The sequence below is a fragment of the Methylobacterium dankookense genome (assembly GCF_902141855.1).
GTDB lineage: Bacteria > Pseudomonadota > Alphaproteobacteria > Rhizobiales > Beijerinckiaceae > Methylobacterium > Methylobacterium dankookense.
Genome location: NZ_CABFVH010000020.1, coordinates 1 through 12,886 on the forward strand (window position 1 = coordinate 1; position 12,886 = coordinate 12,886).

Here is a 12,886-nt window from a genome sequence, read left to right on the forward strand (position 1 = left end):
CCGATCATGGTGAACTCGCCGTTGCGGAAGCGGAAGCCCGGGTCGCGCGTGGTGCGGAAGGAGAAGAGCGTGTCCGTCCAGTGGTGCACCGACAGCACCCGCTCCTCAAAATACTTGCTCATGGCCGGTTCGGTCCTCGAATCCCTGCGAGCCCCAGATCGGCGGCTCTTCTCGCACGTGCGGCAGTCCCGTCAAGGCATGACGGGGCTGCAATCGAATCGCAGTTCTTCTGCTTGGAATCGCTCTGAAATCTTAAAAAGGCCGTCCCTGCCTCACAGCGGCTTCAGGCCGCCCTCGATTTCGGCCCGGCGGGGCTCGAGGAAGGGCGGCAGGGCGAGACGCTCGCCGAGCGTCTCCAGCGGCTCGTCGGCGGTGAAGCCGGGCCCGTCCGTCGCGATCTCGAACAGGATGCCGTTCGGCTCGCGGAAGTAGAGGCTGCGGAAGTAGTAGCGGTCGACCGGCCCGCTCGACGGCATGCGCCGGGCCTTCAGCCGGTCGGCCCAGGCTGCGTAATCCGCATCGGGGATACGGAAGGCCACGTGGTGCACGGCGCCCGCGCCCTGCCGCGCCGGGGCCGAGACGTCCGGAAGGAGCTGGATCTCGGCCGCCGCCCCGCCCTGCCCCATCGCGAAGACGTGAACCGGCCCCTCCGGCAGCTCGAAGTCCCGCACGTGCCGCATGCCGAGCACGTCGGTCAGCACGGCGGCCGTATGCTCGGGCGCCGGCACCGCGAGGCGGATCGGGCCGAGGCCGAGGGTCTGGTGCTCGGCCGGCACCGGGCTCTCCGCCCACGGGTTGCCGGCCCCGTCATCGGCCACGAGGGCGAGGCGCTGGCCCTCGCCGTCCTCGAAATCGAGGGTGAGGCGGCCGTCGCGCGCGATCGCGCCGGCATGGTCCACGCCCTGGCGTGCCAGATGCTCGCGCCACCAGTCGAGGGAGCCGACCGGCACGCGCAGATGCGTGCGCACGATGCTGTTGCTGCCGCGGCGCTCGGGCGCGGTCGGCCAGTCGAAGAAGGTGAGGTCGCTGCCCGGCGCGGCGATCCCGTCCGCGTAGAACAGGTGGTAGGCCGAGACGTCGTCCTGGTTCACCGTCTTCTTCACCAGCCGCATGCCGAGGATGCGGGTGTAGAAGGCGAAGTTGTCCGCCGCCCGCGCGGTGATCGCGGTGAGATGGTGGATGCCGGTGAGTTGCATGGGTCTCGCGCTTTCGGTGGCCGGGACGGAGGGCGCGTGCGCTCCGTTTCCCGGGTCACCGGGTCGCCCGCGCCACCCCGATATGGGCTGCGCGGGCGCGTTCCGTCAGAAGTCGGTCGGACGGCCCGCCGCGACGACGAGCATCTTGCCGTCCGCGTAGGTGCGGGCGGCGGCGCGGCGGATGTCGGCCTGGGTCACGCCTGCGACCATGTCGTTGCGGCGCGCGATGTAGTCCATGCCGAGATTCTCGAAGGCGATCTGCACGAGCTGGTGCGCGATCTTGGTCGAGGTGTCGAAGCCGAGCGCGTAGGAGCCGGTCAGGTAGTCCTTCGCCTTCTGCAGCTCCTCGTCCGAGGGACCGTCCGCCACGAGGCGGTTGATCTCGTCGCCGATCACCGACAGCGCCTCGCCGACGCGCTCGTTCTTGGTGGCGGTGTAGCCCCAGATCATCGCGGTGGCGCGGTGGCTCACCAGGGACGTGCCGACCGAGTAGGCAAGACCGCGCTTCTCGCGCACTTCCTGGAACAGGCGCGAGGTGAAGGCGCCGCCGCCGAGGATGTGGTTGAGCACGTAGGCCGGGATGAAGTCCGGGTCGCGCCAGGGAATGCCCGCGAGGCCGAAGCGGATCACCGATTGCGGCACGTCGAGATCGACCAGCACGCGGCGGCCGAGATCCTTCACCGTGGTCTGCGGCACGGCACGGAGCGTGCCCGCCTCGGGCAAGGCGCCGAAGGCGCGGTTCAGCCCCTCGGAGAGCTGGTCGGCGCTGATGGCGCCGACCGCGGCGACCTTCACCTTGCTGCGGCCGACGATCAGCGCATGCATGGCGAGGAGGTCGTCGCGGGTGATCGCCGCGACGCTCTCGATCGTGCCCGAGGAGGGGCGGCCGTAGGGATGGCCCACGAAGCCCTCCCGGAAGAAGCGGCGGGAGGCGAGCACGCCCGGATCGTTCTGCTGGTAGCGCAGGCCGGCCATCATCTGGGCGCGCACGCGCTCGATCGCGTCCGGGTCGAAGCGGGGCTTGGCGAGGGCCAGGGCGAGGAGGTCGATCGCCTCGTCGGCATGCTTCACGAGCATCTTCAGCGAGCCGCCGATGGCGTCGGGGCCGGCATGGAAGGACAGCTCGATGGCACGCGCCGCCAGGCGCTCCTGGAAGGCGTCGGAGGTGAGGTCGGCCGCGCCCTCGTCGAGGAGGCGCGCGAGCATCTGCGCGCAGCCCGCCTTGCCCTCGGGGTCCTGCGCCGCGCCGCCCTCGAAGGTGAAGGCGAGCGCGATCATCGGCACGACCGGCGACTCCACGTGCCAGGCCTCGACGCCCGCGGCGCTCGGGACGGGGAGCGCCTTGGTCGGCGAGGAGGCGGTGCGGGTGTCGGTCTCGGCCAAGTTCATGGGAACCTCGTTGTTCTCGTTCGGCCGTGCGGGCGGCCGGTGCGGGCGCGGATCGTCGGTCGCCTACTCGGCGGCGATCGCGACCGGCGCGTCGGCGTCCCTCGCCTTCGTCAGGTAGCCGGTGACGGAGCGGGCCGGGGCGAGCCAGCGCTCCGCGGCGGCGGAGAGGCGGCCGAGCGTCACCGCCTCGATGTCGGTCGGCCAGCGCCGGACCTCCTCGACGGTCTCGCCGATGGCGAGCGCCGAGCCATAGATGCGCGCGAGCGAGGACTGGCTGTCCGACGAATAGACCGTCTCGGCCACGAGGCGGGTCTTGGCCCGCTCGATCGCCTCGGCGTCCAGCGCCTCGGCGGGTGCGCGGCGCAGGACCTTGTCGACCGCGTCCTCGAGCTGCTCCAGCGAGACGCCCTCGGAGGGCACCGCGTAGACGGAGAAGCGGGTGTCGTCGATCGCCGAGCCCATGTACCAGGCGCCGGCATTGACCGCGATGCCCTGCTCCAGGACCAGCTTGCGGTAGAGGTAGGAGGTCGAGCCGCCGCCGAGCACCTCGGCCAGGAGCTCCAGGTCGTGGCAGCCGCCGTCGCGGGCGGTGATGCAGGAGGGCGTGAGGTAGAGGCGCTGCAGCGTCGGCTGCTCGACCTTCGGATCGGCGACCGAAACCCGGCGAAGCGCCCGCGGCTCGGGCTCGCGGGGACGCACGCGCACCGGCCGGGCACCCTGCGGCGCGACGCGGCCATAGGTGGTCTCGGCGAGCCGGCGCACCTCGTCCGGGGCGACATCGCCCGCCACCACGAGGATGGCGTTCTCGGGGGTGTAGAAGCGCTTGTAGTAGGCGAGCGCGTGCTCGCGGCTCAGGGACTCGATCTCGTGCATCCAGCCGATGATCGGGATGCCGTAGGGATGGTGCACGAAGAGCGAAGCGGCCATCGCCTCGGAGAGCTGGGCGGAGGGGTCGGTCTCGACCCGCATGCGCCGCTCCTCCAGCACCACGTCGCGCTCGGGGCCGACCACAGCCTCTTCGAGGACGAGCCCGTTCATGCGGTCGGCCTCGAACGCCATCATCGTGCCGAGATGGTCGCGGGCGACGCGCTGGAAATAGGCGGTGTAGTCGTAGCTGGTGAAGGCGTTCTCCTGGCCGCCCAGGGCCGAGACCGTCTTCGAGAAGGCGCCGACCGGATGGTTCTCGGTGCCCTTGAACATCAGGTGCTCGAGGAAGTGGGCGATGCCGGACTGGCCGAGCGGATCGTCGGCCGAGCCGTTACGGTACCAGACCATGTGCGTGACCACCGGGGCGCGGTGGTCGGGGACGACGATCACGTCGAGGCCGTTGTCCAGGCTGAAGGCCGTCACCTCCGGGCCGCCCGCCTCCGAGCGCCCGTGGGGCGCCGCATCGGCGCGGCCGGCGCTGGCCCGCGGGCCTTGCGGAAACAGGGTGGGCGTCCCGTGCCTGAACAGATGCATACGCTCTTCCTCATCGCGGTCGCAGGGCGGAGTCCCTAAACCCCACGGGCAACCGTACCGGGCATCCCGAGCCGGCAATTCCCGTACCGGAGCCCATGTCTCATGTCGCGACGCCCTGGCCCTGTCGCAACCGGGCCACAGCGGATGTCGGCTACTGCCGGCGCTGCTGCTCGCGCAGATAGGTGCCGGGATCGGCCTCCTCGCGCTCGCGGCTGGGATTGTTGATCGGGTCGCTCGCATTGCGCACGACCTTGCGCGGCGGCTTGCGGTAGCCGGTCGGCGGCGCGGTCAGGCTGTCGCGGGTCGGCTCGACGTCGGAGGGCTCGGTCCGCTCGTCGGTGGCGCTCTTCATCAGGTCGAACGGATTGACCCAGAACGAATCGCGATTGCTGTCGCCCGGTTTGTACTCGTTGGTCCGCGGGATCTGCGCATCGGCGCGGCGGCCGCCGCGGATCTCGTCCGGCGTCAGCGTGGCGTTGTTGTCGTCGTAGCGGCCCTGGACCTGGTTGCCGCGCGGGGTGCGCCGCTCGGCCAGCTCGCGCTCGCGGGCGACGACCTCGGGCTCCTTCGGCCAGGACGGGTTGGCGACCTTCGCCCTGGGGGCGGGCAGCGCCTTGCCGTCGAGCTTCGGCGGCATCACCAGGGGCGCCCGCTCGCGGTAGTCGATCGGCGCCTGGTCCTTCTCGACGAGGCCGAGGGTGCTGAGCGTGTCCCGCATCACGGACCCGCTCTCCTGCGCGCCGGCCGCGGTCGCGGAGACGATCCCCGCAAGGGCGGCGGCGAGATGAACAGTCCAGCGATACCCGGTCATGCTGCCCCACAGGTTGGCCGGGTTCCGCTCGGCCCCCGCGGGGCCTCACGCCGCCGCGACGACGCGGCCTGATCCGGCTGCTCCGGCCTGATCCCGGTTTTCGGCGATCGTATGGCGCCTTGACTGCGCTGCACCAGGGCTTGTGACCGAGCCCTGTGGGTTGCTGTGGGATGTGGTGTGCCCGTCACAGCGGCGGCGCGGGGTCTCCGGACGCGCTGGACCGACCCGCCGGCCGCAGGCTGTCGAGGATCAGCCCGGCGACGCCGGCCACGATCGCCGCATCCGCAACGTTGAACACGTACCAGGACCATTGGCCCGCATGCAGGTGCACGAAGTCGAACACCGCGCCGTAGGCGGCCCGGTCGACCGCGTTGCCGAGGGCGCCGCCCGCGATGAGGCCGAGCGCGATGCCGAGGAGCCGTGAGCCGGCCCGGCGCATCCACACCGCCAGGGCCGCCGCCGCGACGAGGGACAGGGCCACGAGGAACCAGCGGCCGAGCCCGCTCTCCTGCTGGAACAGGCCGTAGGAGACGCCGCGATTCCAGACGACGACGAAGTCGACGAAGGGCCCGAGGCGCCAGGGCTGGCTCAGCACGAGGTCGGTGCCGAGATAGAGCCAGAGCTTCGAGGCCTGATCGAGCGCGAAGGTGGCGAGGAGCGCGGCGAGGCCGAGGCGGAACGGGGTCACCGCTCCGCCCCGCAGGTCGGGTCGGCCGGGATCACGCGGCGCTCGCGGCCGGGTGCGCGGCGTCCCACTCGCGCAGGGCCCGGGCGTCGCGCGGGGTCACGTCCGGATAGTCCGGATCCTGCCCGACCTCGGGCGTGACGCGCCAGGAGCGGGCGCATTTGCGCCCCTCCGCCGGCTGCGGCTCCACGGCGACGCCGCGGACGTCGTCGAGGCGGAAGGCTTCGGACGCCCCCTCCCCCGCGCGCACGGTGATGTCCGAGGTGATGCAGATATCGGCGAACTCGACGCCGTCGAGGGCGGCAAGGAGGTCGGGATCGGCCACGTGCACGACTGGCGCCGCCTCCAGGCTCGCGCCGATGCGCTTGGCCGCGCGCTCGATCTCGAGGGCGCCCGTCACCACCCGGCGCACCCGCCGGATCTTCTGCCAGCGCTCGGCCAGGCCATCGTCGCGCCATTCCGCCGGGGTGTGCGGCAGGGTCTGGAGATGGACCGAGCCGTCCTCGGACGGATAGCGGTCGAGCCAGGCTTCCTCGGCCGTGAAGGCGAGGACCGGCGCGAGCCAGATGGTGACGCGGCGGAAGGCCTCGTCGATCACCTGGAGGGCGGCGCGGCGGCGCACCGAGGAGGCCGGGTCGCAGTAGAGCGCGTCCTTGCGCACGTCGAAGTAGAAGGACGACAGGTCGCCGGTCATGAAGCCGTTGAGGTGCGCCACCACCCGCTTGGTATCGAAGGCGGCATAGGCCTCGCGGATCTCGGCATCGAGCTCGGCGAGCCGGTGCAGGATGAGCCGCTCCAGCTCCGGCATCTCGGAGAGCGCGATGTCGTCGCCCGCGACGCGGTGCGCCAGCGAGCCGAGCATCCAGCGCAGGGAGTTGCGCAGCTTCCGGTAGGTCTCGGCGAAGGTCTTGATGATCTCCGGGCCGATGCGCAGGTCGTCGGTATAGTCGGAGGCCGCGACCCACAGGCGCAGGATGTCGGCGCCCGAGTCCTTGATCACGCTCTGCGGCGCGACGACGTTGCCCTTCGACTTCGACATCTTCAGGCCCTTGCCGTCGAGCACGAAGCCGTGGGTCAGGACGATGTCGAAGGGGGCCCGCCCGCGCGTGCCGGCGGATTCGAGCAGCGAGGACTGGAACCAGCCGCGATGCTGGTCGGAGCCCTCCAGGTACATCACCCGGTCGTCGCCGCCGCCGCGGCGGCGCGTCACGCCCGAGAGGCCCGGGAACTGCTCGGGATCGTCCAGCACGAAGGCGTGCGTCGAGCCCGAATCGAACCAGACGTCGAGCACGTCCGTCACCTTCTCGTAGGCGGCCGGGTCGTGGTCGGGCTTCAGGAAGCGCGTGCCGTCGGCATCCGTGAACCAGGCATCCGCCCCCTCCTCACGGAAGGCGTCGAGGATGCGGGCGTTGACCGCCGCGTCGCGCAGGATCTCGCCGGTCTCGCGGTGGACGAAGACGCTGATCGGCACGCCCCAGGCGCGCTGGCGCGAGACCACCCAGTCGGGGCGGTTGGCCACCATGCCGTTGATGCGGTTGCGCCCCTGCGGGGGCACCCACTGGGTGTCCTCGATTCCCTGCAGCGCGACCTCGCGCAGGGTACGGTTGCCGAGGCTTTCCACCGGCCGGTCCATGCCGATGAACCATTGCGGCGTGTTGCGGAAGATCACCGGCTTCTTCGAGCGCCAGGAATGCGGGTACTGGTGGCGCAGCACGCCGCGGGCGATCAGCCCCCCGGCCTCGCTGAGCGCGGCGATGACCGCCTTGTTGGCGTCGCCCTTCTCGCCCTTCGGCGTCAGCACGCGGGTGCCGGTGAAGCCCGGCGCGGCTTCCGTCAGCACGCCGTCGGCATCCACCGTGTAGGGGATCGTGGTGTCGATGCCGCGCTCCCGCAGGAGCCGGCCGTTCGCCATCCAGAGCTCGAAATCCTCACGGCCGTGGCTCGGCGCGGTGTGGACGAAGCCGGTTCCGGATTCCTCGGTGACGTGGTCGCCGTCGAGGAGCGGCACGTCGAAGCCGTAGCCGCTCGCGTGCAGCGGATGCGCGAGCGTGAGGCCGCCGAGCTTGGCGGCGTCCACGTCGGCGACGCGCTCGAAGCCCGCGACGCGGGCGGCCTTGAACACGGAGGCGGCGAGCGAATCGGCGAGGATGTAGGTCTCGCCGGGCTTCGCCCAGTTCTCCTCAGGCGCCTCCGTGACGCGGTAGAGGCCGTAGGCGACCTTGCGCGAATAGGCGACGGCGCGGTTGCCGGGGATCGTCCAGGGCGTCGTCGTCCAGATGACGATGCGCGCGCCGGAGAGGGCGCCCTCGGCGCCCGCGCGGATCGGGAACGGCACGAAGATCGTGTCGCTGACATGCTCCTCGTACTCGATCTCGGCCTCGGCGAGCGCGGTCTTCTCGACCACGGACCACATCACCGGCTTCGAGCCGCGATAGAGCTGGCCGCTCATGGCGAACTTCATCAGCTCGCCCGCGATGGTCGCCTCGGCGGGGAAGGCCATGGTCGAGTAGGGATGCGACCAGTCGCCGGTGACGCCGAGCCGCTTGAACTCGGCGCGCTGCACGTCGAGCCATTGCGCGGCGAAGGCGCGGCATTCCTGGCGGAACTCGACGACCGGCACCGCATCCTTGTTGCGGCCCTTGGCGCGGTACTGCTCCTCGACCTTCCACTCGATCGGCAGGCCGTGGCAGTCCCAGCCCGGGACGTAGTTGGCCTCGTAGCCGAGCGTGCCCATCGCGCGGACGACCACGTCCTTCAGGATCTTGTTGAGCGCCGTGCCGATGTGGATGTTGCCGTTGGCGTAGGGCGGGCCGTCGTGCAGCACGAATTTCGGCCGGCCGCGGCCCTTGGCGCGCAGCTTCCCGTAGAGGTCGATACGCTCCCAGCGCTCGATCAGCAGCGGCTCGCGGGTCGGCAGGCCGGCCCGCATCGGGAACTCGGTGCTCGGCAGGTAGAGGGTCTTCGAGTAGTCACGGCCGGCATTCTCGGCGGCGGTCTCGGGGGTCGGCTCGCTCATCGGTTCGGGCGTCCTGGAAAGGGGCGGCCTGCATCAGGCCGTGCGGGCTTCTCGGCTGGCGGGCCGGCGGAGCTCTCGGCCGGCAGGGTGCGGGGAACCGCGTCCCGGCGTCCGCCGCACGGCGCCGCGGGGGCGCTCAGGCGGAGGCCGGGCCCGTAATTCGCGTCGCCGGACGGCCGCAGGAGAAGGCAGCGCTCAGATGCATCGGCCGGCTTCTAACAGCGGCCGGCCTGCCGCGCCAGACCGCCGGCCCGGACCGCCGGCATTGCGCACTGTTCCACAGGAAAGCGGCCGGGACCCCTGCCACCTTTCGCGAGCTGGGCCGTTGGGAACGTAGCGCCACGAGCCGGCAAACGGCCCTGCGCTGCCAGTCTTGAGGAACCCGCCATGAAGCACATCCTGATCGCGGCCGCGCTCGCGGCCTCCACCCTCACGCTCGGAGCCGCCGCACAGGCGCAGGGCCTCGTCGGCGGCGTCGAGCGCGGCTCCTCCGAGGGCAACCGGGTCGGCGGCCCGATCGGCGGCGTCGTGGGCGGCGCGGTCGGCGGCGCGGTCGGCACGGTGAACGGGGCGCTCGGGGTCGATCCCGGCCGGCGCGCCTACCGCACGGGCCTGCGCTCGCGGCCGGGCTACCCCCACCGCCGCTACCGTCACCGCCGCCACCGCTGAGGCGGCCTCCGGAGTGCTGCCCGATCGCGCCGCGACCGGGCAGCACTCCGGCGGCTGGCACGTCGGCGGGGGGCGTGAAACGTCGACCGACAGGAGGGTCGGGTCGTCAACCTGTCCAAACCGTCATGTTCCGAAAACCTTCCCACAAGGCCGGACGGGCCTAGATCGAGCCACGGTCAAGGTGCCGCCGTCGCGGCGCCGACCGGAAGGACAACAGGAGGAACCTGCCGATGTCCAAACGGACGATTCTCGGCCTCGCCGCCGCCCTCACGCTCGGCGGTCTCGGCGCCGTCACCACGGCCCAGGCCGCTCCCCTCGGCGCCGGTTCTGCCGCGAGCCTCGCCGGCACGGCCCCGATCGAGACGGTGGCGCAGGGCTGCGGTCCCGGCTGGGCCCGCGGCCCCTACGGTCGCTGCCGCCCCTTCGCCGCGCCGCCGCGCGCCTATGGCCGCCGCTGCTTCTTCCGCCCGACCCCCTATGGGCCGCGCCGCGTCTGCCGCTGGTAAACCGGCTCACGCCGAACGGTCGCCGAGGCCCCAGGCCTCGGCGATCAGCCCGTAGGAGCGGCGCCGGGCCGCCTGATCGTGGATCACCGACACGATCATGATCTCGTCGGCCTCGGTCTCCGCGGCCGCCGCGAGGAGCTTGGCCCGAAGCGTCACGGGCGAGCCGACATGCAGGCGCGCGCGTCCCTGTTCGATCCGCACCTGCTCGGACGTGCTGTAGGGATAGTGCTCGGCCTCCTCCAGGCTCGGAACCGGCCCGTACGCGCCGCGCTCCCGGCGCAAAGTCGCGAGCCGGGCGCTCATGGCGAGCCGCTCGGCCTCCGCATCCGTCTCCGCGCAGATCGCCGCCAGCGCCAGGATGGCGTGGGGCCGCTCGCCCCAGCGCGAGGGCTGGAACTGCTGCCTGTAGCTCCGCAGCGCCTCGCCCGCGTCGTGGCTCGCGAAATGCTGCGCGAAGGCGAAGCCGGTGCCGATCTGGGCGGAGAGCGCCGCGCTGTAATCGGACGAGCCGAGCAGGAAGAGCGGCGGCAGGGGCACGCCCGCCGGCATCACCGAGATCCTGCGGAAGGGATGGCCCTCGGGGAAGGCGCCCGTCTCCCACAGCATCAACTCCTGCAGGCGCTCCAGGAAGTCGTCGCCGGCCCGCGGCGCCTCGCGCCGCCGCAGCGCCTGGGCGGTGATCCCGTCGGTGCCCGGCGCCCGTCCGAGGCCGAGATCGATCCGGCCCGGGAACAGGGCCTCCAGCAGCTTGAACCGTTCGGCCACCATCAGGGGGGCGTGGTTCGGCAGCATGATGCCGCCCGAGCCGACCCGGAGCCGCGTCGTCTCCGCCGCGATCCGCCCGATCATGATCTCGGGCGCCGGGCTCGCGACCGAGGGCAGCGCGTGGTGCTCGGCCAGCCAGTAGCGGTGGTAGCCGAGCCCATCCACGTGGCGGGCCAGCGCGAGGCTGTCCTGGAGGGCGTCGGCCGGCGTCGCGCCGGCATTGACGAAGGAGAGGTCGAGGACGGAGAGCGGCAGCATCGCCCTCAGATGAGGATGCCCGAGCCCTTCCGTGAGGGCGCGGCTGGCGCGGGAGCCCTGCGCCACAGGCGTGACAGGGCCCTGGAACCGGGCCGGAGCCACCTTGCCGGCTCCGGACCAGACGCCTACGGTCCCGCCGCCGCGCCGCGGCCGACTCTTCTACAAGACCTCCGGAGCATCCCCCCATGGGCTTTCTGGCCGACGCCCTGTCCCGCGTGAAGCCGTCCGCGACCATCGCGATGACGCAGAAGGCGCGCGAGCTGAAAGCCTCCGGCATGGACGTGATCAGCCTGTCCGTGGGTGAGCCGGATTTCGACACGCCGGACCACATCAAGGAGGCGGCGATCGACGCGATCCGCCGCGGCGAGACCAAGTACCCGCCGGTCTCCGGCATCGTGCCCCTGCGCGAGGCCATCGTCCGGAAGTTCAAGCGCGAGAACGGCCTCGACTACAAGCCGAGCCAGACCATCGTCGGCACCGGCGGCAAGCACGTGATCTACAACGCGCTGCTTGCCACCCTGAACCCGGGCGACGAGGTGGTGATCCCCCGCCCCTACTGGGTCTCCTACCCGGAGATGGTGGCGCTCGCGGGCGGCACCGCGGTCTTCGCCGAGACCGACATGGCGCATGCCTTCAAGCTTCAGCCCGAGGAGCTCGAGCGGGTCATCACCCCGAAGACCAAGTGGATCATCCTCAACTCGCCCTCGAACCCGTCGGGCGCCGCCTACAGCCACGCCGAGCTGAAGGCGCTCACCGACGTGCTGATGCGCCATCCGCACGTCTGGGTGCTGACCGACGACATGTACGAGCACCTGACCTACGGCGACTTCACGTTCGTCACGCCGGCCCAGGTCGAGCCCGGTCTCTACGAGCGCACGCTCACCATGAACGGCGTCTCGAAGGCCTATGCCATGACCGGCTGGCGCATCGGCTACGCGGCCGGCCCTGAGCACCTGATCAAGGCCATGGACTTCATCCAGGGCCAGCAGACCTCGGGCGCCACCACCATCGCGCAATGGGCGGCGGTGGCCGCGCTCGACGGCACGCAGGAGCACCTCGCCCGCTTCCGCGCCGCCTTCCAGGACCGGCGCGACCTCGTGGTCTCGATGCTGAACCAGGCGACGGGCCTCAAGTGCCCGATGCCGGAGGGGGCCTTCTACGTCTATCCCTCCTGCGCCGCCCTGATCGGCCGCAAGACCGAGGCCGGGAAGACCATCGAGACGGACGAGGATTTCGTCACCGAGCTGCTTCAGACGGAAGGCGTCGCCGCCGTCCACGGCTCGGCCTTCGGCCTCGGCCCAAACCTGCGCATCTCCTACGCGACCTCCAACAAGGCGCTGGAGGAAGCCTGCACCCGCATCCAGCGCTTCTGCGCCTCGCTGCGGTAGAGCACTCTTGAGCCGAAGCGCACGCCGGTTCGGCTCAGAGAGCGCGTCACACAATGGCTTAGAGCCGCTCCGCCTTGGCTGGACAGTTCTCGTCCGGCCAAGGTTGCTCAGTCGGCAAGGCCGAGCATGACCGACAGCATGTGATTCAGGGCAAGCAACTCGGTTCCGGCGAGCCGGCCGAAGACGGGACCGCATTTCGCTCGCGATAGTGCGGTGACCTTGTCCACCATCACCTGCGACGCGACGCGCAGCCCGGTGTCGGGATCGGCCGGAACGGTCAGCCGGTAGATCGGCGCCTCGCGAAGCGTGCTTGTCAGAAGGCAGACGAGCACGCTGTCCGTTTCGGACAGCCAGTCCGATTGCACGACGACGGCTGGTCTCGGCTTGCCGTAGTCACCAGGAGCCGAGACGGTGATCAGATCGCCGCGCCTCACGCCTCTGGCCAGTCGGTCGCCGCCTCGATGAAGCGCAGCGCGTCCTCGTCCTCTGCGGCCCCGCGGAGCAGCGCCGCCTGACGCCGAGCCTCGGCCTGGAACTCCGAAGCTGACGGATCGGGCACCCAGACGCGCAGCAGCTTCATCCCGCGGCCGCCCTGGCTGCGCCGATCGCGATGGGACTTCGTCGGACCGTCGTCGGGCTTCGTCCGAGCCATGATCGCACTCCGATTCCGCGCCACCATGCCAGTCGGAGGGCGCCTTGCCTATCGGCAGCGGTCGCCCGCATCCCCAAGCATCGACCAGCG

Annotated in this window: 12 protein-coding genes and 1 pseudogene; 3 read left to right on the forward strand and 10 right to left on the reverse strand. The window is 71.2% G+C overall.

Going from position 1 to position 12,886, the window contains the following annotated elements; genetic code table 11:
• From MTDSW087_RS15740 to ileS, 7 genes and pseudogenes are all read right to left on the reverse strand, one after another.
• A pseudogene (locus MTDSW087_RS15740) lies at window positions 1-122 on the reverse strand (ferredoxin--NADP reductase); the annotation flags it as partial.
• A 150-nt stretch (window positions 123-272) separates the two neighbouring features.
• Window positions 273-1,196, reverse strand: a complete 924-nt coding sequence (locus MTDSW087_RS15745) for a ring-cleaving dioxygenase (RefSeq protein ID WP_144765512.1) — start codon at window positions 1,194-1,196, stop codon at window positions 273-275.
• 105 nt (window positions 1,197-1,301) lie between these two features.
• The gene (locus tag MTDSW087_RS15750) at window positions 1,302-2,585 is read right to left on the reverse strand and encodes a M16 family metallopeptidase (RefSeq protein WP_144765514.1); all 1,284 of its coding nucleotides are present in this window, start codon (window positions 2,583-2,585) and stop codon (window positions 1,302-1,304) included.
• 63 nt (window positions 2,586-2,648) lie between these two features.
• Complete coding sequence (locus tag MTDSW087_RS15755) at window positions 2,649-4,046, reverse strand: M16 family metallopeptidase (RefSeq protein WP_144765516.1); 1,398 nt, start codon at window positions 4,044-4,046, stop codon at window positions 2,649-2,651.
• Between the two features lie 151 nt (window positions 4,047-4,197).
• Window positions 4,198-4,857: a hypothetical protein gene (locus MTDSW087_RS15760; protein ID WP_144765518.1), complete on the reverse strand. Its 660-nt coding sequence runs from the start codon at window positions 4,855-4,857 to the stop codon at window positions 4,198-4,200.
• A 184-nt stretch (window positions 4,858-5,041) separates the two neighbouring features.
• Window positions 5,042-5,545 (reverse strand): signal peptidase II, encoded by a 504-nt coding sequence (gene lspA / locus MTDSW087_RS15765; protein WP_144765520.1) that lies wholly within the window; start codon window positions 5,543-5,545, stop codon window positions 5,042-5,044.
• A 31-nt stretch (window positions 5,546-5,576) separates the two neighbouring features.
• Entirely contained in the window at window positions 5,577-8,558 is a 2,982-nt protein-coding gene (gene ileS, locus MTDSW087_RS15770) for an isoleucine--tRNA ligase (protein WP_144765522.1), read from the reverse strand.
• Between the two features lie 387 nt (window positions 8,559-8,945).
• Between ileS and MTDSW087_RS15775 the strand changes: the two genes are divergently transcribed.
• Window positions 8,946-9,227 (forward strand): hypothetical protein, encoded by a 282-nt coding sequence (locus MTDSW087_RS15775; RefSeq protein ID WP_144765524.1) that lies wholly within the window; start codon window positions 8,946-8,948, stop codon window positions 9,225-9,227.
• A gap of 230 nt (window positions 9,228-9,457) precedes the next feature.
• The gene (locus MTDSW087_RS15780; RefSeq protein ID WP_144765526.1) at window positions 9,458-9,733 is read left to right on the forward strand and encodes a GCG_CRPN prefix-to-repeats domain-containing protein; all 276 of its coding nucleotides are present in this window, start codon (window positions 9,458-9,460) and stop codon (window positions 9,731-9,733) included.
• A gap of 6 nt (window positions 9,734-9,739) precedes the next feature.
• Here MTDSW087_RS15780 and MTDSW087_RS15785 read toward each other — a convergent pair whose 3' ends face one another.
• Window positions 9,740-10,756, reverse strand: a complete 1,017-nt coding sequence (locus MTDSW087_RS15785; RefSeq protein ID WP_144765660.1) for an LLM class flavin-dependent oxidoreductase — start codon at window positions 10,754-10,756, stop codon at window positions 9,740-9,742.
• A gap of 185 nt (window positions 10,757-10,941) precedes the next feature.
• Between MTDSW087_RS15785 and MTDSW087_RS15790 the strand changes: the two genes are divergently transcribed.
• On the forward strand, window positions 10,942-12,144 hold the full coding sequence (locus MTDSW087_RS15790) for a pyridoxal phosphate-dependent aminotransferase (protein ID WP_144765528.1): 1,203 nt from the start codon (window positions 10,942-10,944) through the stop codon (window positions 12,142-12,144).
• 107 nt (window positions 12,145-12,251) lie between these two features.
• Here MTDSW087_RS15790 and MTDSW087_RS15795 read toward each other — a convergent pair whose 3' ends face one another.
• Window positions 12,252-12,578: a type II toxin-antitoxin system PemK/MazF family toxin gene (locus MTDSW087_RS15795; RefSeq protein WP_144765530.1), complete on the reverse strand. Its 327-nt coding sequence runs from the start codon at window positions 12,576-12,578 to the stop codon at window positions 12,252-12,254.
• Window positions 12,575-12,796 (reverse strand): antitoxin MazE-like protein, encoded by a 222-nt coding sequence (locus MTDSW087_RS15800; protein ID WP_144765532.1) that lies wholly within the window; start codon window positions 12,794-12,796, stop codon window positions 12,575-12,577. The genes MTDSW087_RS15795 and MTDSW087_RS15800 overlap by 4 nt, the downstream gene beginning before the upstream one ends.
• Between the last annotated feature and the right edge of the window lie 90 nt (window positions 12,797-12,886).